The sequence below is a fragment of the Streptomyces seoulensis genome (genome assembly GCF_004328625.1).
Classification (GTDB): Bacteria; Actinomycetota; Actinomycetes; order Streptomycetales; family Streptomycetaceae; genus Streptomyces; species Streptomyces seoulensis.
Map to the genome: position 1 here is coordinate 3,464,750 of NZ_CP032229.1, position 21,172 is coordinate 3,485,921.

Consider the following 21,172-nt stretch of genomic DNA (forward strand, 5'->3'; position numbering starts at 1 on the left):
GTCCCTTCAGGTCCCCCCGGACCGTGCGGGGCCCGTGGTCGTTGTCGACCTTAACGACTACTCGGGCAGTCGGAGTTCCAGATCCGCGCGGGGCGCGACTCCCTCGCGGGTGACACCGGACAGCAGACCGGCGACCGCGCCCTGACCGGGCAGCTCGGCGCCGGGGTCCACGTCGTGCCACGGGGCGAGGACGAAGGCCCGCTGGTGCGCGCGCGGGTGGGGCAGGGTGAGCCGGGGGTCGGCGGAGGTGACGTCGGCGTAGGAGACGATGTCGACGTCCAGGGTGCGCGGGCCCCACTGCTCGTCGCGGACCCGGTGGAACGCCTCCTCGACGGCCTGCGCCCGCTCCAGCAGGGAGGACGGCGGCAGGGTGGTCTTCAGCACCACGACCGCGTTCAGGTACGAGGGCTGGCTGCCGGGCTCGACGCCCCACGGCTCGGTCTCGTACACCGGGGAGACGGCCTTGACGCGGACGCCGGGGGTGTCCTCCAGCGCGTCCACGGCGCCCTGGAGGGTTTCCAGACGGTTGCCGAGGTTGGAGCCGAGGGAGAGGACGGCCCGCTGGGGGTTGTGCAGGGTGGAGTCGGCGTCGTCGACCTGCTGGACGACGGACGCGGGCACCGGCTGGACGGTCGGGTCGCTGTGACCCTTGCTGAAGGGACGGGTCATGCTCGGCTCCGGAGGATGGTGACGGTCACGTCGTCGAAGGGGACGGTGATCGGGGCGTCCGGCTTGTGGACGCAGACCTCGATCTCCTGGACGCCTTCGTGCTTCAGACAGGTCTGCGCGATCCGCTCGGCGAGGGTCTCGATCAGGTTGACCGGCTCACCCTCCACCACGGCGACGGCCTCCTCGGCCACGATGCCGTAGTGCACGGTCTTGGTGAGGTCGTCGTCGGCCGCGGCCGGGCGGGTGTCCAGACCCAGGACGAGGTCCACGATGAAGGTCTGGCCCTCCTCGCGTTCCTTGGGGAACACCCCGTGGTGCCCACGGGCCTTCAGGCCCCGCAGCGCGACACGATCCACGCGAATCACTCCTGCAATCGTCGGGAACGGCCGGTCGCTGCCGCGCTCGGGCGGCACACCGGCCCTGGACGAATCTACCCGCGCGCACGGACAGCGCCGGGCCACGGGGGTGCCGGCTGGTAGCCGCACTTACCCCGGCGAGGGTGATTCCAACCACGCTCAGGCGAGTGTGCCGTCGTCCGGCCCCACGCCCTCGTCACCGCCGGCCCCGCCCGCTCCGCCCTCGTCGTCCTCCTCCTCGTCCTCGGACGTGGCGAGGACCGGGGAGGCGTGGTGGGACCACAGCTTCCAGCCCTCGGAGGTGCGCCGGAACACATTGGTGGCGACGACGAGCTGCCCGACCAGCGGCCCCAGCTCCTCGCCCTCCTCGGGCGCGGGCCCGCCGCTGAGGATGTTCTCGGTGCAGCTCACGATCGCGGTGTTCCCGGTGACGGAGACATGCACGTCGGTGAGGAAGAACTGGATGTAGTCGGTGTTCGCCATGATCAGCGCGTACGACCTGAGCACCTCGCCGCGCCCGGTGAGCACCGGCCAGCCGGGGTGGACGCAGGAGACGACCCCGGTGTCGGCGGGGTCGTGGTACTCCTCGTCGACGCCCAGGTCGGCGGGGGCCAGCCAGAGCCCGGCCACCTCCTCGAAGTCACCGCGCTCCATCGCCTCGTAGAAGGAGGTGTTGGCGGCGGACACCTCTTCGACGTCGACGTCGGCGGCGCTCACCGGGCCCCCTCCACCGCGCGGGCCACGCGGACCGCGTCGGCCGTGGCGCGTACCTCGTGGACGCGGACGGCCCAGGCGCCGGCGTGGGCGGCGAGGGCGGAGACGGCGGCGGTCGCGGCGTCGCGTTCGCGGGCCGGCGGGGTGGTGCCTCCGGGACCGGCCAGGACGTGGCCGAGGAAGCGTTTGCGGGAGGCGGCGACCAGGAGGGGATGGCCGAGCGCGTGCAGCCGGTCGAGATGGGCGAGGACGGTGAGATCGTGCTCCGCGTCCTTGGAGAAGCCGAGGCCGGGGTCGATGACGACGCGTTCCGGGGCGACGCCCGCCGCGAGGACGGCCTCCACGCGCGCGTGCAGCTCGTCGCAGACCTCGGTGACGACGTCCTCGTAGACGCCCCGCACGTTGCCGCCCTCCAGAAGACCGCGCCAGTGCATGACCACGAAGGGGGCGCCGGTGGCGGCGACCACGGGCAGCATCGCGGGGTCGGCGAGACCGCCGCTGACGTCGTTGACCAGCACGGCGCCCGCCGCGAGCGCCTGCTCGGCGACGGCCGCGCGCATGGTGTCCACCGAGACCGTCACACCCTCGGCGGCCAGGCCGCGCACCACGGGGACCACCCGGCGCAGCTCCTCGGCCTCGTCGACGCGGGTCGCGCCGGGCCGGGTGGACTCGCCGCCGACGTCGACCAGATCGGCGCCCTCGGCCGCGAGGCCGAGCCCGTGCTTGACGGCGGCGGTGGTGTCGAACCAGCGGCCGCCGTCGGAGAAGGAGTCGGGGGTGACGTTGACGACGCCCATGACCGCGCAGCGGTCCCACGTCGGAAGACCCGCCACTTCGCCTCGCCCGCTGAGGTTCTTCATACGTTCAGCGTAGGCCCCGGGGCGCACGGCGAAGGCGCCCGGGTCGGTACGGAACGGCACCTTCCGGACCGCCCCGGCAAGGCGGTCCGGGGCCTTCGGGGCCCTCCGCGCGAGCTGCGCGGGATTGGTCCGGCCGGGTCAGGCGGCCCGTACGCCGTGCTCGTGGGAGCCGTGCGCGCAGGGCCGGGCGGCGGTGTTCCGGCGGCGCCGCAGGAAGCGGGGCAGCGGCAGCGCGAGGTCCACGAAGCCCTCCGCCTGCATCGCGGCGAAGCCGATGCGGGGCAGGTCGGCCGAGGCCCGGTAGACCACGAAGCGGGGCTCCCAGCGGGGCTGGAACTTGGCGTTGAACTTGTACAGCGACTCGATCTGGAACCAGCGGGAGAGGAACACCAGCAGCCCCCGCCAGGCCCGCAGCACCGGCCCGGCGCCGATCTTCTCGCCGCGCGCGAGGGCGGAGCGGAACATGGCGAAGTTGAGCGAGACCCGGGTGATGCCGAGCTTGGGCGCGGCCTGGAGGGCGGCGACGATGAGCAGCTCGTTCATGCCGGGGTCGGCGAGCCGGTCACGGCGCATCAGGTCCAGCGAGACGCCGTCCTCGCCCCACGGCACGAAGTGCAGGACCGCCTTCAGATCGCCGTACGGGCCGGGTGTGTCGTCGTGCTTGTGGGCGGTGGCGATCAGGCAGTCGCCGTCGGCGGGGTCGCCGATGCGGCCGAGCGCCATGGAGAAGCCGCGCTCGTTGTCGGTGCCCCGCCAGTCCTCGGCGGCCAGCCGTACGCGCTCCAGCTCGCCGTCGGAGAGGTCACGGACGCGCCGGACGCGGGTCTCGTAGCCGGCCCGCTCGATGCGCTTGACCATCTGGCGCACGTTCCGCATCGCGCGTCCGGCGAGGGAGAAATCCGCCACGTCGACCACCGCCTCGTCGCCCAGCTCCAGGGCGTCCAGGCCGGTCTCGCGGGTCCACACCTCGCCGCCCGTCTCCGAGCAGCCCATCACGGCGGGGGTCCAGGAGTGTGCCTTGGCCTCGTCCATGAAGCGCTCGATGGCGCCGGGCCACGCCTCCACGTCCCCGATGGGGTCGCCGCTGGCCAGCATCACGCCGGAGACCACCCGGTAGGTGACGGCGGCCTTGCCGCTGGGGGAGAAGACGACGGCCTTGTCCCGGCGCAGCGCGAAGTGGCCGAGGGAGTCGCGGCGGCCGTGCCGGTCCAGCAGGTCCCGCAGGCGCGCCTCGTCCTCCTCGGTGAGGCGGGCGGCGGGGTGTTCGGGCCGGAAGGCGAGGTAACTGGTGGTCACGGCGGTGAGCCAGCCGAGGGCGCCGAGGGAGAAGGCGACCGTCCAGGAGGTGCTGCCCTGGTAGTCGACGGGACCCTCGAAGCCGAACAGGCCGTAGACGACATGGGTCAGCCGATCGGCCAGGCTCGGGTCGCCGAGGGTCCGGTCCGGGTGGACGCTGACGATGATCAGTCCGAGGACGAGGGAACCGGCGCTCATGAGGACGAAGTTGGCCAGGGCCCGCCAGCGGCTGCGCGGATCGGGCAGCGCGGCGAACTCGGCGCGGTGGCGCAGCAGCGGCACCAGGAGCGCGACCGAGATGAACACGCCGAGCAGCGAGTGCCGGTACACGAACTCGGCGACCGCGCCGGCCGGCAGCAGCACGACGGCGGCCCGCCAGGCCCGCCGCTTGCGGCGCCTGAGCCCGTGCGCGAGCAGGAGCAGCAGCACGCCCGCGCTGAGCGAGAGGGCCGCGGCGAACGGCCCGAAGGAGCCGGGCAGCGCCTCCGCGATCGCGTGCATACGGCTGTGACGGAAGCGCGGGAACACGCCCGCGGCGATGTCGAGCAGGCCGACGAGGGCGCAAGCCCGGCCGATCAGGGTGGGGACGGCCTCCGCACGCGGGCCGCGCAGTATGCGCCGCGCCCGGTTCGAACCCCGCGGAACCCCGCCTGACAATTCCCCATCTATCCTGACAGACATCGCATCCCGTAGCTCTGCGAGAGACCTTGAACCCGGTGCCGATCGGGCATCCGGTGACATTGCGCCCTCTAGGACGGTGTCTTGGGGAGACAGGTTCCTCCCGCTCCGGAAAGTCGGGTCAAAGGTCAAGGAAAGCCTGGGGCAAATCCGTGCTGCCGCACGGGTGTCCGAGGCGGAAAGCGCAGGCAGGACGGCCATGGGTCTCACGAGCAACTCACTTCTGGTGCTGGCGGTGGCGTTCGCCGTGGTGCTGTTCGCGGCCACGCTGTGGCTGTGGCCGCGCCTGGCCCGGCGCAGCTGGGCGGCCCTCGGCGGCCGGATCGGTCTGCTGCTCGCCACCCAGTTGGCCCTGATCTGCTCCCTCGGGGTGGCCGCCAACCAGAGCTTCGGCTTCTACGCGGGCTGGGACGACCTGCTCGGCCGGGAGACCGCGCAGGGTGTCATCGTCGACCAGTCGGCCACCACCCCGGGCGCGGGCGGCCCGCTCCAGGTGGTCAACATCAAGGCCCCGCCGGGTGACGCCGGTTCGCGGGCCTCGGCGGTGGGCCAGGTCCAGAAGGTCGACATCGTCGGCCGGCTCTCCCACATCGCCACCCCGGCCTACGTCTATCTGCCCCCGGAGTACTTCCAGCCCCGGTTCCGCACCCGGACGTTCCCGGTCTCGGTGGTGCTCACCGGCTACCCGGGCACCGCGCAGGCCCTCGTCACCAAGCTCAAGTACCCGACCGTCGCGCGGGGTCTGGCCAAGGACGGCCGGGCGCAGCCGATGATCCTGGTGATGCTGCGGCCCACCGTCGCGCCCCCGCGCGACACCGAGTGCGTGGACATCCCGCAGGGCCCGCAGACCGAGACCTTCTTCGCCAAGGACCTCCCCGAGGCCGTCCTCGCGCACTACCGGGCCGGTGGCCGCCCCAGGAGCTGGGGCATCATCGGCGACTCCACCGGCGGCTACTGCTCCCTCAAGCTCGCCATGCGCCACCCGGACGTCTACGCGGCCGGCGCCGGCCTGTCGGCGTACTACACCGCGCCCATCGACCCCACCACCGGCGACCTCTTCCACGGCAACCGCAGCCTGCGTGATCACGCCGATCTGCACTGGCTGCTCGCGCACGAACCGGCCCCCGACACCTCCCTGCTCGTCACCAGCAGCAAGGTCGGCGAACACAACTACCGGGACACGCTGAGGCTCGTGAACGAGGTGCGCGCCACCGGCCGGACCAGGATCTCCTCCATCATCCTCGAGAGCGGCGGCCACAATTTCAACACCTGGCGACGCGAGGTCCCGCCCGCCCTCCAGTGGCTCAGCGGCCAGCTCAGCGACCGTTGAGCCCGAGTGCTGAAACCCCGTGAAGCCCTTGCCGTGGCCGGAATTTTGGGCCTCGGGGGCCCATGGGGCGCCTACGCGCGGTAAGTTTCTGGCCATGCCACGTGGACGCCACCGCCATTCACCGCCTCTGCACCGGCTGTTGCCTCCCTCCGCGATCGCCGGTGTCGCCGTCGTCTGCGCGCTGGCTCCCTGGGTGTTCTCCTCCCTCGGGGTGGTGCGCGCCCTGGCCGGTGTCGCCGCGCTCACGGCGATCGGCGGCGCGGTCGTGATGCGCCAGTGGGACGCACAGGCGGGCAAGCAGGTCGCCGAACTGACCCGAGCCCGGGTCAGCGACGAATGGCGGTACGACGAACGGGTCGCCGAACTGGAGACCGACCTGGAGGAGTCGCGCGAGCTGCGCGCCAAGCTGGAGCGGCGCCTGCGGGCCAAGCGCGCCGAACTGGCCGGGCTGCGCGGCGAACACGCCTCCCTGCTGCGCCGGTACGCGACCGCCGAGACCGAGCGCGCCAGCGCGCTGGAGGGGCGCCGGCTGCTGGAGATCGAGGCGGTGCCGGAGTCCGGCGCCCTCGCGCTGCCGGCCGGGACGAGCGTGGCGGCTGCGGAGGACACCACCGAGGCGCCGGAGGCCGCGGAGGCCATGTCGGTCCCGGAAGCCGTGTCGGCCAAGGAGCTGTACCTGAAGGCCGCGACCGCGCTGGCCCGGCTGGAGCGGTCGGCGGAGGAGCCCGAGCCCGTGGCCGAGCCCGCAGCGGACGCCGAGGCGGAGTCCGAGGTGGCAGCCGTTGCCAAAGGAGATCCGGACAGTGCGGGCACTGAGGCCGGCGCCGACGGCACCGACGGGCACGCCGCCGAGCGAGCCGAGGCGCCCGCCGAGGGTCTGGGACCCGTGGACGCCGAAGGCGAAGTGACCGAGGCGCACACCACCCCCGGGGAGGCCGCCGAGGAGGCTCCGGAGGAGGCCCAGGCGCACACCGCCACCGGGCAGCGTGCCGCCGGGCACTTCACCGTGCCGACCGCCGTCGCCGTCGTACCGGCCGCGCCCTCCCGGCGTCCGCTGGTCGAGGGCGGGTTCGACTTCTTCGGTACGCAGAAGGACACCTCGGCGGAGCTGGACGTGCGCAACGAGGACCTGGCCGACGTGGTCGGGCAGGAGGCCCTCGCGCTGCACAAGGCGGACGCCGGGATGGCGTACAAGCCCGCCGGCAGCTACGACGTGGGCCAGGTCATCGACCTGACGGCGCACGACGAGACCGAGCACATCGACGTGGAGGGGCTGCGCAGCGCGGCCTCCTGACCCGCTCTCCCCCAGGCGTGGGGGAGACTGGGACGCATGACTGCCACGGAGACCACGGTCGGGATCGGCGGTGCCGCCGAGAGCACCGACATGGTGCTCAACATCGGCCCGCAGCACCCCTCCACGCACGGCGTGCTCCGGCTGCGCCTGGTGCTGGACGGCGAGCGCGTCGAGCGTGCCGAGCCGGTGATCGGCTATATGCACCGGGGCGCGGAGAAGCTGTTCGAGGCCCGTGACTACCGGCAGATCATCATGCTGGCCAACCGCCACGACTGGCTGTCGGCGTTCTCCAACGAGCTGGGCGTGGTCATCGCCGTCGAGCGGATGCTCGGCATGGAGGTGCCCGAGCGCGCGGTGTGGACCCGCACCCTGCTCGCCGAGCTGAACCGGGTGCTCAACCACCTGATGTTCCTCGGCTCCTATCCGCTGGAGCTGGGCGGGATCACCCCGGTCTTCTACGCGTTCCGGGAGCGCGAGGTGCTCCAGAACGTGATGGAGGAGGTCTCCGGCGGGCGCATGCACTACATGTTCAACCGGGTCGGCGGCCTCAAGGAGGACCTCACCGACGGCTGGACCGGCCGCGCGCGGGACGCGGTGGCCGCCGTCCGCTCCCGCATGGACGTCTTCGACGACCTGGTCCTCGGCAACGAGATCTTCCGGGGGCGCACGCGAGGCGTGGGCGCGCTCACTCCCGAGGCCGTGCACGCGTACGGCGTGAGCGGGCCCATCGCGCGTGCCTCGGGCGTCGACTTCGACCTGCGCCGCGACGAGCCGTACCTCGCCTACGGGGACCTCCAGGACACCCTGAAGGTCGTCACCCGGACCGAGGGCGACTGCCTGGCCCGCTTCGAGGTGCTGCTGGAGCAGACCCACAACGCGCTCGCCCTCGCGGACGCCTGTCTGGACCGGCTCGCCGAGCTGCCGCCCGGCCCGGTCAACCAACGGCTGCCCAAGGTGCTGAAGGCGCCCGAGGGGCACACCTACGCCTGGACCGAGAACCCGCTCGGCATCAACGGCTACTACCTGGTCAGCAAGGGCGAGAAGACGCCGTACCGGCTGAAGCTGCGGTCGGCGTCGTACAACAACATCCAGGTGCTGGGGGAGCTGCTGCCGGGGACGCTGGTGTCCGACATGGTGGCGATCCTGGGGTCGCTGTTCTTCGTGGTGGGAGACATCGACAAGTGAGTCACAGGGGCGGCTCGGGGAGCCCGGCCGGCTGGAGGAGCCAGACGAAGTCGCCGAGGCCGCCCGGCGCGGTGAGTTCGGCGGCGGCTCCGGCGGCCGCGAGGGCGCGTACGTAGGCCGCCGGGTCCGTGGTGGCCAGGGTGAGCGGGGGGCGTGCGCCGGTGACGTCCAGCGCGCGCAGGGCCTCCCGCTGGGTGAGCAGGCGGGGGGTGCCGTGGGTGCTCCCGCCCGCCGCGCAGGCGTCCAGGGCGACGTGCGCGGTGATGTCGCAGGTGCCGTCGGGCACCGGGGCCGTCTCCCGGCCCGCGCGGAATCCGGTGAGCGTGCCGTAGGGCGGGCGGGTGCCGAGGGTGTGGGCGTAGTCCACGGCCACCGCGAGCCCCCGCTCCAGCCTGCCGACGGCTTCGGCCCAGGCCCGGTCCCTCGGCAGCCCGATCTCCGCCCGCAGCCCCTCGTCGGCGGCCAGGGGCCACCACCGGGCCAGCCACTCCGCGTCCGCGCCCGTCACCGGCTCCCCGAGCCGCTCGGTGCCGTCCGGCGCGACCAGCACCAGCCGGGGCACGCCCGCGCGGTCGGTCTCGGCCACGTCCACGGGCACGTTGTCCAGCCACTCGTTGGCGAACAGCATCCCGGTGACCCCCTCGGGCACCTCCGCCCGCCACGCGATCCGCCCGTCCAGCCCCTCGGGCCGGTCCGCGACCTCCACGGCGTACGCCCGCGTGCGCGCCGCCACCCCGTCGGGCAGCGCGGCCAGCACCCCCTGGACCAACTCCCCGCGCCCGGCGCCCAGATCGACGAAGTCCAGCACCTCGGGCCGCCCCAGCGCCACGTCCACCCGGCACAGCAGCCGGGCCACGGCGGCGGCGAACAGCGGCGAGGCGTGCACGGAGGTACGGAAGTGCCCGGCGGGCCCCTCGGGACGCCGGTAGAAGCCCCCGGGCCCGTACAGTGCCCGCTCGGTCGCCTCCCGCCAGCCCCGCTCAGATGTCTCCCGCACCGGGTCAGCCTAGGCGTACGCCCACCGGGTCGGCCTATGCGTACAGACGACCGGGGCATCCACCTTGCGGCGTACGTGTGCCGGGCACGGATCGCCCCTTCGGCTGACCCCCGCACGCACCGGGTTTCCCTACGCTGATGACGTGCAGCGCCTCTATGACTTCCTCCGCCGCCACCCCACGGGGGTCGACTGCTTCTGGGCCGTCGTCCTGCTCGGGCTCTCCGGCGTGAGCGTGGTGAACATGGACGGCGCCCCGCACCACCACGGCTCCTTCGCCGCGGCCTGGGTGATCTCCACCGTGCTGTGCGTGATCCTGGCGCTGCGCCGCCGCCTGCCGGAGCTGATGCTGGTCGCGGTGCTGGCCGCCGGGCTGGCGCAGCTCATCCTGGACGTCGAGCCGCTGGTCGCCGACTTCACCATGCTGGTGATCGTCTACACGGTCGCCGCGACCGGCGCCCTGTGGGCCTCCAGGCTGGCGCTCGCCACCAGCCTGGTCGCGGCCTCGCTGGCACAGCTCCGCTGGCCGAACGAGCAGGTCAGCGGGTTGGGGCAGCTCGCGCTCGCGGTGTTCCAGACGGTGCCGTTCGCGCTTGCCTGGGTGCTCGGCGACTCCATGCGCACCCGCCGCGCCTACTTCGCCCAGCTGGAGGAGCGGGCCGCCCGGCTGGAGAAGGAGCGCGAGGCGCAGGCCAAGGTCGCCGTCGCCGCCGAGCGCGCCCGGATCGCCCGCGAACTGCACGACGTGGTCGCGCACAACGTCTCGGTGATGGTGGTGCAGGCCGACGGCGCCGCCTACGTCCTGGACGCCGCCCCCGACCAGGCCCGCCAGGCGCTGGAGACGATCTCCTCCACCGGCCGCCAGGCGCTGGCCGAGATGCGCCGCCTGCTGGGCGTGCTGCGCACCGGCGAGCACCAGGAGAGCGGGGAGTACGTCCCGCAGCCCGACGTGCGGCAGATCGACGACCTGATCGAGCAGTGCCGCGACTCCGGGCTGCCGGTTGACTTCAAGGTCGAGGGCACCCCGCGCCCGCTGCCCAGCGGGGTGGAGCTGACCGCGTACCGGATCGTGCAGGAGGCGCTCACCAACACCCGCAAGCACGGCGGGGCCGAGGCGGGCGCCAGCGTCCGGCTGGTGTACTTCGACGACGGGCTCGGCCTGCTGGTCGAGGACGACGGCAAGGGCGCCCCGCACGAGCTGTACGAGGAGGGCGGCGCGGACGGCCAGGGACACGGCCTGATCGGCATGCGGGAGCGGGTCGGCATGGTCGGCGGCACCCTGGACGCCGGGCCGCGTCCCGGCGGAGGCTTCCGCATCAGCGCGCTGCTCCCGCTGAAACCGGCGCACTGACACCTGTCACGTACGCGCCCCACACTCCAAGAAGGACACGGAAGAGGACCCCGATGGCGATCCGCGTGATGCTCGTCGACGATCAGGTGCTGCTGCGCACCGGTTTCCGGATGGTGCTCGCCGCCCAGCCGGACATGGAGGTCGTCGCGGAGGCCGGCGACGGGGTGGAGGCGCTCCAGGTGCTGCGCGGCACCCCCGTCGACGTGGTCCTGATGGACGTGCGCATGCCCAAGCTGGACGGGGTGGAGACCACCCGGCGCATCTGCTCCGAGCCCGAGCCGCCCAAGGTGCTCATCCTGACCACGTTCGACCTGGACGAGTACGCGTTCTCCGGGCTGAAGGCGGGCGCCTCCGGCTTCATGCTCAAGGACGTGCCGCCGGGCGAGCTGCTCAGCGCGATCCGCGCCGTGCACAGCGGGGACGCGGTGGTGGCGCCCTCCACCACGCGCCGGCTGCTCGACCGGTTCGCCCCGATGCTGCCCTCGGCCGTCAAGGAGCCCCGGCACGCGGAGCTGTCCCGGCTCACCGAGCGCGAGCGCGAGGTCATGATCCTGGTCGCCCAGGGGCTCTCCAACGGCGAGATCGCGGCCCGCCTGGTCCTCTCCGAGGCGACCGTGAAGACGCATGTGGGCCGCATCCTCACCAAGCTGGGGCTGCGCGACCGGGTCCAGGTGGTCGTCCTCGCCTACGAGACCGGACTGGTCCGTGCGGGCGGCCAGCCTTAGGGGGTGTCTTGTCGATCGGGCCGGATGAGGGAGCGGCGTCTGGTGCCGTGCATCGCAAGGCGGAGGAGGGAGTCGATGCGGAGCATCGGGGACCGACGACAACGCGGCGAGGTGCGGTGCCAGGCGTCGCGAGCCCGGCGTGATCGACAAGACACCCCCTAGGGCTCAGCGCAGGACGCCCTCGATGAAGTCGCTGCCCAGCCGGGAGACGGCGGCCAGGTCCAGCTGGTGCTGGACGTAACGGCCCTGGCGGCAGCTGGTGATCAGGCCGGCCTTCTTCAGCACGGCCAGGTGGCGGGATACCTCGGGCGCGGACATGCCGTGCGCGTCGGCGAGTTCGCTGGTGCTGTGCGGGCTGCGGGCGAGGTGGCGGCACAGGCGCAGGCGCGCGGGGTGGGCGAGGGCCTCCATGCGCAGGGTGAGCTGCTCGACGGTGGGCGCCTTGGGACGCGTGGCCTTGGCGGGGTAGGTGATGACGGGCTGCCAGTCGTACCGGTGCAGCACGATCACATGCGGCCAGCCGAGGCTGGTCGGCACCAGGACGAGGCCGCCGTCACCGGTGGTGCCCCGGCCCACCAGGAGCTTGTCGATGGTGACGATCCCGGCCTCCTCGTCCAGCGACACCGCGCCGGAGAGCGAGGAGAGGGCCTCGGCGGGACCCTTGCGGCGCAGCAGCTCGGTCTTGTGCCGTGCGTCGGCGGCGAGTTGGGGTTGCAGCCGGGCCCAGGTGTCGGCGAAGAACGCCTCGTCGCAGTCGAGCACCAGCTGCCGGAACCAGGCGCGGACCGTCGGCGGGTCCTCCAGCAGGCGCCGGGCGAACCGCTCCTGGACGGCACCGCGCGCGGCGGCCAGGTCCAGGGCGCGGCGGCGCAGCTCCGGGTCGCCCAGCGGGCCGGGGCTCCGCCGGGAGTACTGGGGGTGGCAGGTGAACTCCAGCGCCGCGTCGACGAACTGCTCGTCCGTCAGCTTGTCCAGCTGGTCGAGATCCTCGGCGAGCGTGCCGCCCGGCAGCCCGCGCCGGCCGGGGAGCCCGGCGAAGGGCGCGAACACGTCGGAGAACGTGGTGCGCCACAGGAAGTCCGCCTCGCAGAGCCGGTCGGCCAGGCACGGGTCCAGCCGGCTGGACACGGCGGTGACCCAGCCCTGGAGCTCCGGATGGTGACCGGGCTCGCTGAGCGCGTGCAGGGCCATCCCCAGCTCGGCCAGCGGTGAGGGCACCACGGAGATGCGCTCCGCCGGGAGCCCCTTGACGTCGATGGTCACGCTCATGTGCCCATGGTGCCCCCGGCCACTGACAACGCCCCCCGGATTGACGGCCCCCGTCAATCGACGGGACCCGGGGGCCGGTCGTCCCGGGCCAGCCGTCCGGCGAAGTCCACGGCCGCCTCCCGTACGTCCTGTGCCGTCCACTCCAGGCCCGCCGCGCGTACCCCGGTCTCCGTGAAGGAGAGGCCGGGGCCCCGGGAGTCCCAGGCGCCGGCGAACAGCAGGGTGCCGGTCTCCTCGGCCTGCCGCACCGCCGCCTCCGCGAGTACCTCGGGCTCGTACGGGAGCCAGACCTGGAAGTCGTGGGTGTGCGGCACCTCGGGGTGGACCCGCGCCCAGGGCAGCCCGGCCTCGGCGAACCCCTCGCGCAGCGCGGCGGCGACCACGCGCGCGTGCCGGACGTATTCGGGAAGCCTCGGCAGCTCCCGTTCCAGGCCGGCGAGGGCGGAGAGCGCGGTCGGGAACTGCTGGAAGACCATGCCCCCGTACCGGTGCCGCCAGGTGCGCGCCTCCTCCACGAGGCTCGCGGGACCGGCGAGCGCGGCGCCGCCCAGGCCGCCGAGGGACTTGTAGAACGACACGTAGACGCTGTCTGCCAGGGCCGCGATCTCCGCCAGGGGGCGGCCGAAGTGCTCGGTGGCCTCCCACAGGCGGGCGCCGTCGAAGTGCACCACCGCCTCGCGCTCCCGGGCGGCCTCGACCGTCTCGGTCAGCTCCTCCCAGGAGGGCAGCAGGAACCCGGCGTCGCGCAGCGGGAGTTCCAGCATGAGCGCGCCGACGGGCTCGTCCAGGCCGTGCACGTCGGCCGCTGTCACCGGGCGCGGCTCCTGGCTCACGGTCACCGGGCGCAAGCCGCTGACCTGGCTGAACGCATGGCGTTCGTGCACCTCGGGGTGGGACAGGGCGTGCAGGGCGACGGCCGGGTCGCCGGTGCGGGCGGCCCAGCAGCGCAGGGCGACCTGCTGGGCCATGGTGCCGGTCGGGAAGAAGACGGCGGCCTCGGTGCCGAGCAGTTCCGCGACCCGGCGCTCCAGGGCGGCCACCACGCCGTCGCCGTAGACGTCGGCGGGCTCGTCCAGGTCGTACACCTCGGGGGCCGCCGCGGTCAGCTCGGTGAGGCGTTCGCGGAGGGTGCCGCGCCAGCCGGCGCGCGCCAGCACGCGCGGGGCGGTGCGCATCGCGGTCCGGCGCCGCTCCCGTATCGAAGGTCGCTGTTCGTCCTCGGTCGTGTCGCTCATGCGGGGGATCATGCCGCGCCGGGCGCCGCGCGGGTACCGGGTTTTCCGGGCGGGGCGGGGGCGGGCCGGTGCGGTGGCCCACAGCCTGTGGACAACCGGGGGCCGGCCGCCGGATAGCGTTAACATGACGAGAAATCGTCCGGTACCCAGAGCGGACTGGAACGGGAAGGTCACGGTCGCGTGAGTACAGTCCATCCCCCTAACAGCACAGACGGCGCGGGCACCCAGGACCGCCCCGCGCGGCTCACTGTCGGCGTCGTCGGCGCCGGACGCGTGGGCCCCGCCCTGGCCGCGTCCCTCCAGCTCGCCGGACACCGCCCGGTGGCCGTCTCCGGCGTCTCCGACGCCTCGCGGAGGCGCGCCGAGAAGATGCTGCCCGGCGTGCCCCTGGTGCCGCCCGCCGAGGTGCTCCAGCGCGCCGACCTGGTGCTGCTCACCGTCCCCGACGACGCCCTGCCCGGCCTGGTCGCCGGCCTCGCCGAGACCGGCGCCGTCCGCCCCGGCCAGCTCCTCGTGCACACCTCGGGCCGGTACGGCGTCTCGGTGCTCGACCCGGCCCTGCGCGCGGGCGCGCTGCCGCTCGCGCTGCACCCGGCGATGACCTTCACCGGCAGCCCGGTCGACGTCCAGCGCCTCGCGGGCTGCTCCTTCGGCGTCACCGCGCCCGGGGAGCTGCGGCTCGCGGCCGAGGCCCTGGTCATCGAGATGGGCGGCGAGCCGGAGTGGATCAGCGAGGAGAGCCGCCCGCTCTACCACGCGGCCCTCGCCCTGGGTTCCAACCACCTGATCACCCTGGTGGCCCAGTCCATGGAGCTGCTGCGCACGGCCGGGGTCGGCGCCCCCGACCGGATGCTCGGCCCGCTGCTCGGCGCCGCCCTGGACAACGCGCTGCGCTCCGGTGACGCGGCCCTCACCGGCCCCGTCGCGCGCGGGGACGCGGGCACCGTCGCCGCGCACATCGCCGAGCTGCGCGAGCACTCCCCGCAGACCGTCGCCGGGTACGTGGCGATGGCCCGCGCGACCGCCGACCGCGCCCTCGCCCACGGCCTGCTCAAGGCCGAGCTGGCCGAGGACCTGCTCGGCGTGCTCGCCGACGAGGGGACCGGCACCGGCACCACCCCCGGCGAGGGCACCGACGCGGACGACGACGAGAACGGCCCCGAGGGGAACGACCGATGACCACCGCCCTGCTGAGCACCGCCGACGAGCTGCACGCACGCGTGCGCCACGGCCGTCGTGCCGTCGTGATGACCATGGGCGCCCTGCACGAGGGCCACGCCACGCTGATCCGCGCCGCCCGCGAGATCGCCGGGCCGGACGGCGAGGTCGTCGTCACCGTCTTCGTCAACCCGCTCCAGTTCGGCGCAGGTGAGGACCTCGACCGCTACCCGCGCACCCTGGACGCCGACCTCGCGCTCGCCGGGCACGCGGGCGCCGACGCGGTGTTCGCCCCGGCCGTCGAGGAGGTCTACCCCGGCGGCGAGCCCCAGGTGCGCGTCACCGCGGGCCCCATGGGCGGCCGGCTGGAGGGCGCCACCCGCCCCGGCCACTTCGACGGCATGCTCACCGTCGTCGCCAAGCTGCTGCACCTCACCCGGCCCGACGTGGCGCTGTACGGGCAGAAGGACGCCCAGCAGCTCGCGCTCATCCGGCGCATGGTGCGCGACCTCAACTTCGGCGTGGAGATCGTCGGCGTGCCCACGGTCCGCGAGGAGGACGGGCTCGCCCTGTCCAGCCGCAACCGCTACCTCGCCCCCCAGGAGCGCGCCACCGCCCTCACCCTGTCCCGGGCCCTGTTCGCCGGCCGCGACCGGCACGCGGCCCAGGAGGCCCTGCGCGCACGGGCCCTGGAGGTGCCGTCCACGCACGCGCGTGCCGAGGCGCTGAGCGCCATAGGCGAGTCGCGGGCGGCGGCCGACGCGCACGCCGTGGCCACCGCCACGCCCGGCGGCCCGGCGGCCGTCCGCGCGGCCGCCCGCCAGGCCCTGGACGAGGCCGCCCGCTTCGACCCGCCGCTCGACCTGGACTACCTCGCCCTGGTCGACCCGGCCGACTTCACCGAGATCGCAGACGACTTCACCGGCGAGGCGGTCCTCGCGATCGCCGCGCGGGTCGGCTCGACCCGGCTGATCGACAACATCCCGCTCACCTTCGGCAGCCCTGGAGCCGCCCTGTGACCAGCACCGGCATACGACTGCACGCCCCCGCCCCCGGCTGGTCCATCCCGGCCGACGTCGTGGTGGTCGGCTCCGGCGTGGCCGGCCTGACCGCCGCGCTGCGCTGCGAGGCGGCCGGCCTGACGACGGTCGTCGTCACCAAGGCCCGCCTGGACGACGGCTCCACCCGCTGGGCGCAGGGCGGCATCGCGGCCGCCCTGGGCGACGGCGACACCCCCGGACAGCACCTGGACGACACCCTGGTCGCGGGCGCGGGCCTGTGCGACGAGGACGCCGTACGCCTCCTGGTCACCGAAGGCCCCGACGCCGTACGGCGGCTGATCGGGACCGGTGCCCGGTTCGACACCGACGACGCGGGCTCGATCCAGCTCACCCGCGAGGGCGGCCACCACCGCCGCCGCATCGCCCACGCGGGCGGGGACGCCACCGGCGCGGAGATCTCCCGCGCGCTGGTCGGCGCCGTCCGCGCGCGGGGCCTGCGCACCATCGAGAACGCGCTCGTCCTGGACCTGCTCACCGACGCCGAGGGCCGCACCGCGGGCGTCACCCTGCACGTCATGGGAGAGGGCCAGCACGACGGCGTGGGCGCCGTGCACGCGCCCGCCGTGGTGCTCGCCACCGGCGGCATGGGCCAGGTGTTCTCCGCGACCACCAACCCCCCGGTGTCCACCGGGGACGGCGTGGCGCTGGCGCTGCGCGCGGGCGCCGAGGTCAGCGACCTGGAGTTCGTGCAGTTCCACCCCACCGTGCTGTTCCTCGGCCCGGACGCCGAGGGCCAGCAGCCGCTGGTCTCCGAGGCGGTGCGCGGCGAGGGCGCCCATCTGGTCGACGCCGACGGCACCCGCTTCATGCTCGGGCAGCACGAGCTGGCCGAGCTGGCCCCGCGCGACATCGTCGCCAAGGGCATCACGCGGCGGATGCAGGAGCTGGGCGCCGCGCACATGTACCTCGACGGACGGCACTTCGGCGCCGAGATGTGGGAGCACCGCTTCCCGACCATCCTGGCCGCCTGCCGCGCCCACGGCATCGACCCGGTCACCGAGCCCATCCCGGTCGCCCCGGCCGCCCACTACGCCTCCGGCGGCGTCCGCACCGACGAGCGCGGCCGTACGACCGTGCCGGGCCTGTACGCGTGCGGCGAGGTCGCCTGCACCGGCGTGCACGGCGCCAACCGGCTCGCCTCCAACTCCCTGCTCGAAGGGCTCGTCTACGCCGAGCGCCTCGCCGCGGACATCGCGGCCGAGCACACCGAGAACGGCCCGCACACGCGCGTACCGGCCCCCGTCCCGCACCACGGCACGCCCGCGCACCCGCTGCTGGCCCCCGAGGACCGGCTCGCCGTGCAGCGGATCATGACCGAGGGCGCGGGCGTGCTCCGCTCGGCCGCCTCCCTGGAGCGCGCCGCCCGGCGCCTCGCGGAACTGCACGCCCGCGCCAGCGACACCCTGGACGGCGAGGGCAAGACCGCCGAGCCCGGCGTCGACACCTGGGAGGCCACCAACCTGCTGGACGTGGCCCGCGTCCTGGTCGCCGCCGCCGCGCTGCGCGAGGAGACCCGCGGCTGCCACTGGCGCGAGGACCACGCCGACCGCGACGACCCGCACTGGCGCCGCCACCTCGTGGTGACCCTCCGCGCGGACCGTTCGCTGGCCGTACGCACCACCGAGAGCGCAGACTTCCCCCCTACCCGGTGACATCTCGGTCCACCGGGTGAACCAGCCTCCCCAGGAGCAGTGACGAACGTGAGCACCGACGACCTTCCCCTCGCCCCGACCGGCGGCTGCGGCGACGGCTGCGCCTGCGGCGCGGACGAGGAGGGCGAAGAGCAACTGGAGTGCGGTCTCGACCCCGCGCTGGCCGCGCTGCTGGCCGAGTCCGGGCTCGACCCCGTCGAGATCGAGGACATCGCCAACGTCACCGTCCAGGAGGACCTGGCCGGCGGCGTCGACGTGACCACCGTGGCGACCATCCCCGAGGACGCGGTGGCCACCGCCGACTTCGTCGCCCGCGAGGCCGGCGTGGTCGCGGGCCTCCGGGTCGCCGAGGCCGTGCTCTCCGTCGTCTGCGAGGACGAGTTCGAGGTCGAGCGGCACGTCGAGGACGGCGACCTGATCGAGGCCGGCCAGCGCCTGCTGTCGGTCACCACCCGCACCCGCGACCTGCTCACCGCCGAGCGCAGCGCCCTGAACATCCTGGGCCGCATGTCCGGCATCGCGTCCGCCACGCGCGCGTGGGCCGACGTGCTGGAGGGCAGCCGCACCCGCGTGCGCGACACCCGCAAGACCACCCCCGGCCTGCGCTCGCTGGAGAAGTACGCGGTGCGCTGCGGCGGCGGCGTCAACCACCGCATGTCGCTCTCCGACGCCGCCCTGGTCAAGGACAACCACGTCCTGGCCGCCGGCGGCGTTGCCGAGGCGTTCAAGGCCGTACGGGAGACCTTCCCGGACCTCCCCGTCGAGGTCGAGGTGGACACCCTGCACCAGCTCCACGAGGCCGTCGAGGCGGGCGCCGACCTGATCCTGCTGGACAACTTCACCCCCGGCGAGTGCGCCGAGGCCGTCACCCTCACGGCCGGCCGCGCCGAGCTGGAGGCGTCCGGGCGGCTCACCCTGGAGAACGCCCGCGCCTACGCCGACACCGGCGTGGACTTCCTGGCCGTCGGCGCCCTCACCCACTCCTCGCCGGTGCTCGACATCGGCCTGGACCTGCGCCCGGCGGAGTGAGGCGGATGCTGCTCACGATCGACGTCGGCAACACCCACACCGTCCTCGGTCTCTTCGACGGCGAGGACATCGTCGAGCACTGGCGCGTGTCCACCGACCCGCGCCGCACGGCCGACGAGCTGGCGGTGCTGCTCCAGGGCCTGATGGGCACGCACCCGCTGCTGGGTGAGGAACTGGGCGACGGCATCCACGGCATCGCCATCTGCGCCACGGTGCCCTCGGTGCTGCACGAGCTGCGCGAGGTCACCCGCCGCTACTACGGCGACGTGCCCGCGGTGCTGGTCGAGCCCGGCGTCAAGACCGGGGTGCCGGTGCAGTTCGACAACCCCAAGGAGGTCGGCGCCGACCGCATCATCAACACGGTCGCCGCCAACGAGCTGTACGGCGGCCCGGCGATCGTGGTCGACTTCGGCACCGCGACCACCTTCGACGCGATCTCCGCGCGCGGGGAGTACGTCGGCGGGGTCATCGCCCCCGGCATCGAGATCTCGGTGGAGGCGCTGGGCGTCAAGGCCGCGCAGCTCCGCAAGATCGAGGTGGCCCGCCCGCGCAACGTGATCGGCAAGAGCACCGTCGAGGCCATGCAGTCCGGCATCGTCTACGGCTTCGCCGGCCAGGTGGACGGCGTGGTCGGCCGGATGGCGCGCGAGCTGGCCGACGACCCGGACGACGTCACCGTGATCGCCACCGGCGGTCTGGCGCCGATGGTGCTGGGCGAGTCCACGGTGATCGACGAGCACCAGCCCTGGCTCACCCTGATCGGCCTGCGCCTGGTCTACGAGCGCAACGTGCCGCGCAGGTAGCCGGGCGAGCGGGGGACTCAGGGCCGGGCGGGGGAACCCTGGGTCCGACACGCGTGACAATGCGTCCCATTCCGTAACTTTTGTCCGATTAGCGGTAGCGTCGCCGCATGCCCACGCCATACGGAACTCGCGGCGGCATGGCGTTCGGCGCGGAGGAGCTGCGTGTGCTCCGCCGCGCCCTCGCCCTCGCCCTCCACCCCGGCACGGCCTCCGCCGAGGACGTGCAGGACTGCTTCCGCCTCGCCGACTCGGTCGACGAGGCACTGGACGAAGCGGCTCGCCTGCGCGCCTTCCTCCTGGCCGACCTGGGCCGCTACCGAGCCGCCCTGCCCGGCACCGCGGCCGGCTACCTCGCCCTGCTCCAGGAGGCGCTCGGTGCCGGGCACCGGCCCGCCCCGGACGACCTCGCCGCCCTGCGCGCCCTGCGCGGCAACCCGGTGGCCGCCACCCTGCTGGCCCACTGCCAGGGCGTCGTCGAGCGATGCGTCCGCGCCCGCTTCGCCACCGGCACGCCCACCGTCCCCGCGCCCGCCGCACCGCCCTCCCGCGCCCGTCTGCTGGCCCTTCCGGGCGGCGCGGAGGGCTCCCGGCCCACCGGGGCCGACGAGTCCGGGGAAGCCGCTCAGAAGCCCGCCGAGGAGCCCTCCCGGCCCCCGGCCCCGCGCCCCGGCGAGCGCCCCGCCGCACCGGCCGCCCCCAAGCGCCCCGTCCCCACCCCCGGCGAGGTCTTCCCGCGCCGCAAACCGCAGTCGCCGCCCGCAGGCCAGGACCGCGCCCGGCACCTCGCCGCAGGCTGACCTGGCCCTACGGGGCGGGGAGGACATAAGGCCCACCCCGCCCCCGCCGGGCCGCCCCGCCTGGCTACTCTGAAGCCATGGACTACGTCTCCGCGCTGGTGCCCCCCTTCGTCATGGCCGCCCTCTTCATCGGGGTCGTCCGCGTGATCGTGAAGACCCAGGGCGGAGCGGCCAAGGGCAAGGAGGACGCGGCCGTCGACGCCGCCCTCGCCCGCGCCGAGAACGCCCGCCAGGCCGCCCACGGCGACGCCTGAGCCACCCGCACGTCGGCACCGGTTTCGACCGGATCTCCCCCTATTATTTGTTTTGTGCCTCGCCCCTTGGGAGATCTCGAAGACGCCGTCATGTCACGGGTGTGGAAGTGGAACCGCCCGGTGACCGTCCGGGAAGTCCTGGAAGACATCCAGCGGGATCGCTCGATCGCGTACACCACCGTCATGACGGTTTTGGACAATCTTCATCAGAAGGGCTGGGTCCGCCGTGAGGCGGAAGGCCGCGCCTATCGATATGAGGCCGTCTCCACCAGAGCCGCCTACGCGGCCGCGCTGATGAACGACGCCTGGTCGCAGAGCGACAACCCCGCCGCCGCTCTCGTCGCGTTCTTCGGGATGATGAGCGAGGAACAGCGTCAGGCCCTCAGCGACGCCATCCGTATCGTCCAAGGGCCGCAAACGCGGGAGAACCCCGGTTCGGCGGAGGAGACCGGCGGACGATAG

The 21,172-nt window shown here is 73.8% G+C and carries 21 protein-coding genes; 13 read left to right on the forward strand and 8 right to left on the reverse strand.

What is annotated here, in order from left to right:
- Positions 1 to 57 precede the first annotated feature (57 nt).
- The 5 genes from folK to D0Z67_RS16150 all read right to left on the reverse strand — a co-directional run bounded on the left by folK (position 58) and on the right by D0Z67_RS16150 (position 4,552).
- Entirely contained in the window at positions 58 to 669 is a 612-nt protein-coding gene (folK, locus tag D0Z67_RS16130; RefSeq protein ID WP_031182765.1) for a 2-amino-4-hydroxy-6-hydroxymethyldihydropteridine diphosphokinase, read from the reverse strand.
- The gene (gene folB, locus D0Z67_RS16135; RefSeq protein WP_030811277.1) at positions 666 to 1,025 is read right to left on the reverse strand and encodes a dihydroneopterin aldolase; all 360 of its coding nucleotides are present in this window, start codon (positions 1,023 to 1,025) and stop codon (positions 666 to 668) included. Before folB ends, folK begins: the two co-directional genes overlap by 4 nt.
- A gap of 159 nt (positions 1,026 to 1,184) precedes the next feature.
- Positions 1,185 to 1,742 carry a nuclear transport factor 2 family protein gene (locus D0Z67_RS16140; protein ID WP_051887941.1) on the reverse strand — a complete coding sequence of 186 codons (558 nt, stop codon included), beginning with the start codon at positions 1,740 to 1,742 and terminating at the stop codon, positions 1,185 to 1,187.
- On the reverse strand, positions 1,739 to 2,599 hold the full coding sequence (gene folP, locus D0Z67_RS16145; protein WP_031182767.1) for a dihydropteroate synthase: 861 nt from the start codon (positions 2,597 to 2,599) through the stop codon (positions 1,739 to 1,741). The genes D0Z67_RS16140 and folP overlap by 4 nt, the downstream gene beginning before the upstream one ends.
- 138 nt (positions 2,600 to 2,737) lie before the next feature.
- The gene (locus D0Z67_RS16150) at positions 2,738 to 4,552 is read right to left on the reverse strand and encodes a phosphatidylglycerol lysyltransferase domain-containing protein (protein WP_031182768.1); all 1,815 of its coding nucleotides are present in this window, start codon (positions 4,550 to 4,552) and stop codon (positions 2,738 to 2,740) included.
- 220 nt (positions 4,553 to 4,772) lie between these two features.
- On the opposite strand from D0Z67_RS16150, the gene D0Z67_RS16155 reads away from it, so the two are divergent.
- The 3 genes from D0Z67_RS16155 to D0Z67_RS16165 all read left to right on the forward strand — a co-directional run bounded on the left by D0Z67_RS16155 (position 4,773) and on the right by D0Z67_RS16165 (position 8,382).
- Positions 4,773 to 5,903 (forward strand): alpha/beta hydrolase, encoded by a 1,131-nt coding sequence (locus D0Z67_RS16155; RefSeq protein WP_031182769.1) that lies wholly within the window; start codon positions 4,773 to 4,775, stop codon positions 5,901 to 5,903.
- 94 nt (positions 5,904 to 5,997) lie between these two features.
- Entirely contained in the window at positions 5,998 to 7,197 is a 1,200-nt protein-coding gene (locus D0Z67_RS16160) for a hypothetical protein (protein WP_031182770.1), read from the forward strand.
- Between the two features lie 36 nt (positions 7,198 to 7,233).
- Positions 7,234 to 8,382: an NADH-quinone oxidoreductase subunit D gene (locus D0Z67_RS16165; RefSeq protein WP_031182771.1), complete on the forward strand. Its 1,149-nt coding sequence runs from the start codon at positions 7,234 to 7,236 to the stop codon at positions 8,380 to 8,382.
- Position 8,383: 1 nt separating this feature from the next.
- Here the strand turns inward: D0Z67_RS16165 and D0Z67_RS16170 are convergent, their stop codons facing one another.
- Positions 8,384 to 9,379: an SAM-dependent methyltransferase gene (locus tag D0Z67_RS16170; protein WP_031182772.1), complete on the reverse strand. Its 996-nt coding sequence runs from the start codon at positions 9,377 to 9,379 to the stop codon at positions 8,384 to 8,386.
- Positions 9,380 to 9,521: 142 nt separating this feature from the next.
- Here D0Z67_RS16170 and D0Z67_RS16175 point away from each other — a divergent pair, with 142 nt between their 5' ends.
- Both D0Z67_RS16175 and D0Z67_RS16180 read left to right on the forward strand, forming a co-directional pair.
- Positions 9,522 to 10,727, forward strand: a complete 1,206-nt coding sequence (locus tag D0Z67_RS16175) for a sensor histidine kinase (RefSeq protein WP_031182773.1) — start codon at positions 9,522 to 9,524, stop codon at positions 10,725 to 10,727.
- A gap of 53 nt (positions 10,728 to 10,780) precedes the next feature.
- The gene (locus D0Z67_RS16180) at positions 10,781 to 11,452 is read left to right on the forward strand and encodes a response regulator (RefSeq protein ID WP_031182774.1); all 672 of its coding nucleotides are present in this window, start codon (positions 10,781 to 10,783) and stop codon (positions 11,450 to 11,452) included.
- A gap of 165 nt (positions 11,453 to 11,617) precedes the next feature.
- On the opposite strand, the gene D0Z67_RS16185 is transcribed toward D0Z67_RS16180, so the two are convergent.
- A complete protein-coding gene (locus D0Z67_RS16185; protein WP_131589659.1) occupies positions 11,618 to 12,721 on the reverse strand; it encodes a DUF5937 family protein in 1,104 nt (367 codons plus the stop codon).
- Between the two features lie 53 nt (positions 12,722 to 12,774).
- The gene (locus D0Z67_RS16190; protein ID WP_037775645.1) at positions 12,775 to 13,956 is read right to left on the reverse strand and encodes a threonine aldolase family protein; all 1,182 of its coding nucleotides are present in this window, start codon (positions 13,954 to 13,956) and stop codon (positions 12,775 to 12,777) included.
- 180 nt (positions 13,957 to 14,136) lie between these two features.
- On the opposite strand from D0Z67_RS16190, the gene D0Z67_RS16195 reads away from it, so the two are divergent.
- The 8 genes from D0Z67_RS16195 to D0Z67_RS16225 all read left to right on the forward strand — a co-directional run bounded on the left by D0Z67_RS16195 (position 14,137) and on the right by D0Z67_RS16225 (position 21,172).
- Positions 14,137 to 15,135, forward strand: a complete 999-nt coding sequence (locus D0Z67_RS16195) for a Rossmann-like and DUF2520 domain-containing protein (RefSeq protein ID WP_037775623.1) — start codon at positions 14,137 to 14,139, stop codon at positions 15,133 to 15,135.
- On the forward strand, positions 15,132 to 16,133 hold the full coding sequence (gene panC / locus D0Z67_RS16200; protein WP_031182778.1) for a pantoate--beta-alanine ligase: 1,002 nt from the start codon (positions 15,132 to 15,134) through the stop codon (positions 16,131 to 16,133). The genes D0Z67_RS16195 and panC overlap by 4 nt, the downstream gene beginning before the upstream one ends.
- Positions 16,130 to 17,827, forward strand: a complete 1,698-nt coding sequence (locus tag D0Z67_RS16205; RefSeq protein ID WP_031182779.1) for an L-aspartate oxidase — start codon at positions 16,130 to 16,132, stop codon at positions 17,825 to 17,827. Before panC ends, D0Z67_RS16205 begins: the two co-directional genes overlap by 4 nt.
- Before the next feature lie 48 nt (positions 17,828 to 17,875).
- Entirely contained in the window at positions 17,876 to 18,856 is a 981-nt protein-coding gene (gene nadC / locus D0Z67_RS16210) for a carboxylating nicotinate-nucleotide diphosphorylase (RefSeq protein WP_031182780.1), read from the forward strand.
- Between the two features lie 5 nt (positions 18,857 to 18,861).
- Entirely contained in the window at positions 18,862 to 19,659 is a 798-nt protein-coding gene (locus tag D0Z67_RS16215) for a type III pantothenate kinase (protein ID WP_031182781.1), read from the forward strand.
- A 137-nt stretch (positions 19,660 to 19,796) separates the two neighbouring features.
- Entirely contained in the window at positions 19,797 to 20,456 is a 660-nt protein-coding gene (locus D0Z67_RS16220) for a hypothetical protein (protein ID WP_031182782.1), read from the forward strand.
- Between the two features lie 77 nt (positions 20,457 to 20,533).
- Positions 20,534 to 20,710 (forward strand): hypothetical protein, encoded by a 177-nt coding sequence (locus D0Z67_RS29700; RefSeq protein WP_030811235.1) that lies wholly within the window; start codon positions 20,534 to 20,536, stop codon positions 20,708 to 20,710.
- A 66-nt stretch (positions 20,711 to 20,776) separates the two neighbouring features.
- Positions 20,777 to 21,172, forward strand: a complete 396-nt coding sequence (locus D0Z67_RS16225) for a BlaI/MecI/CopY family transcriptional regulator (protein WP_078873509.1) — start codon at positions 20,777 to 20,779, stop codon at positions 21,170 to 21,172.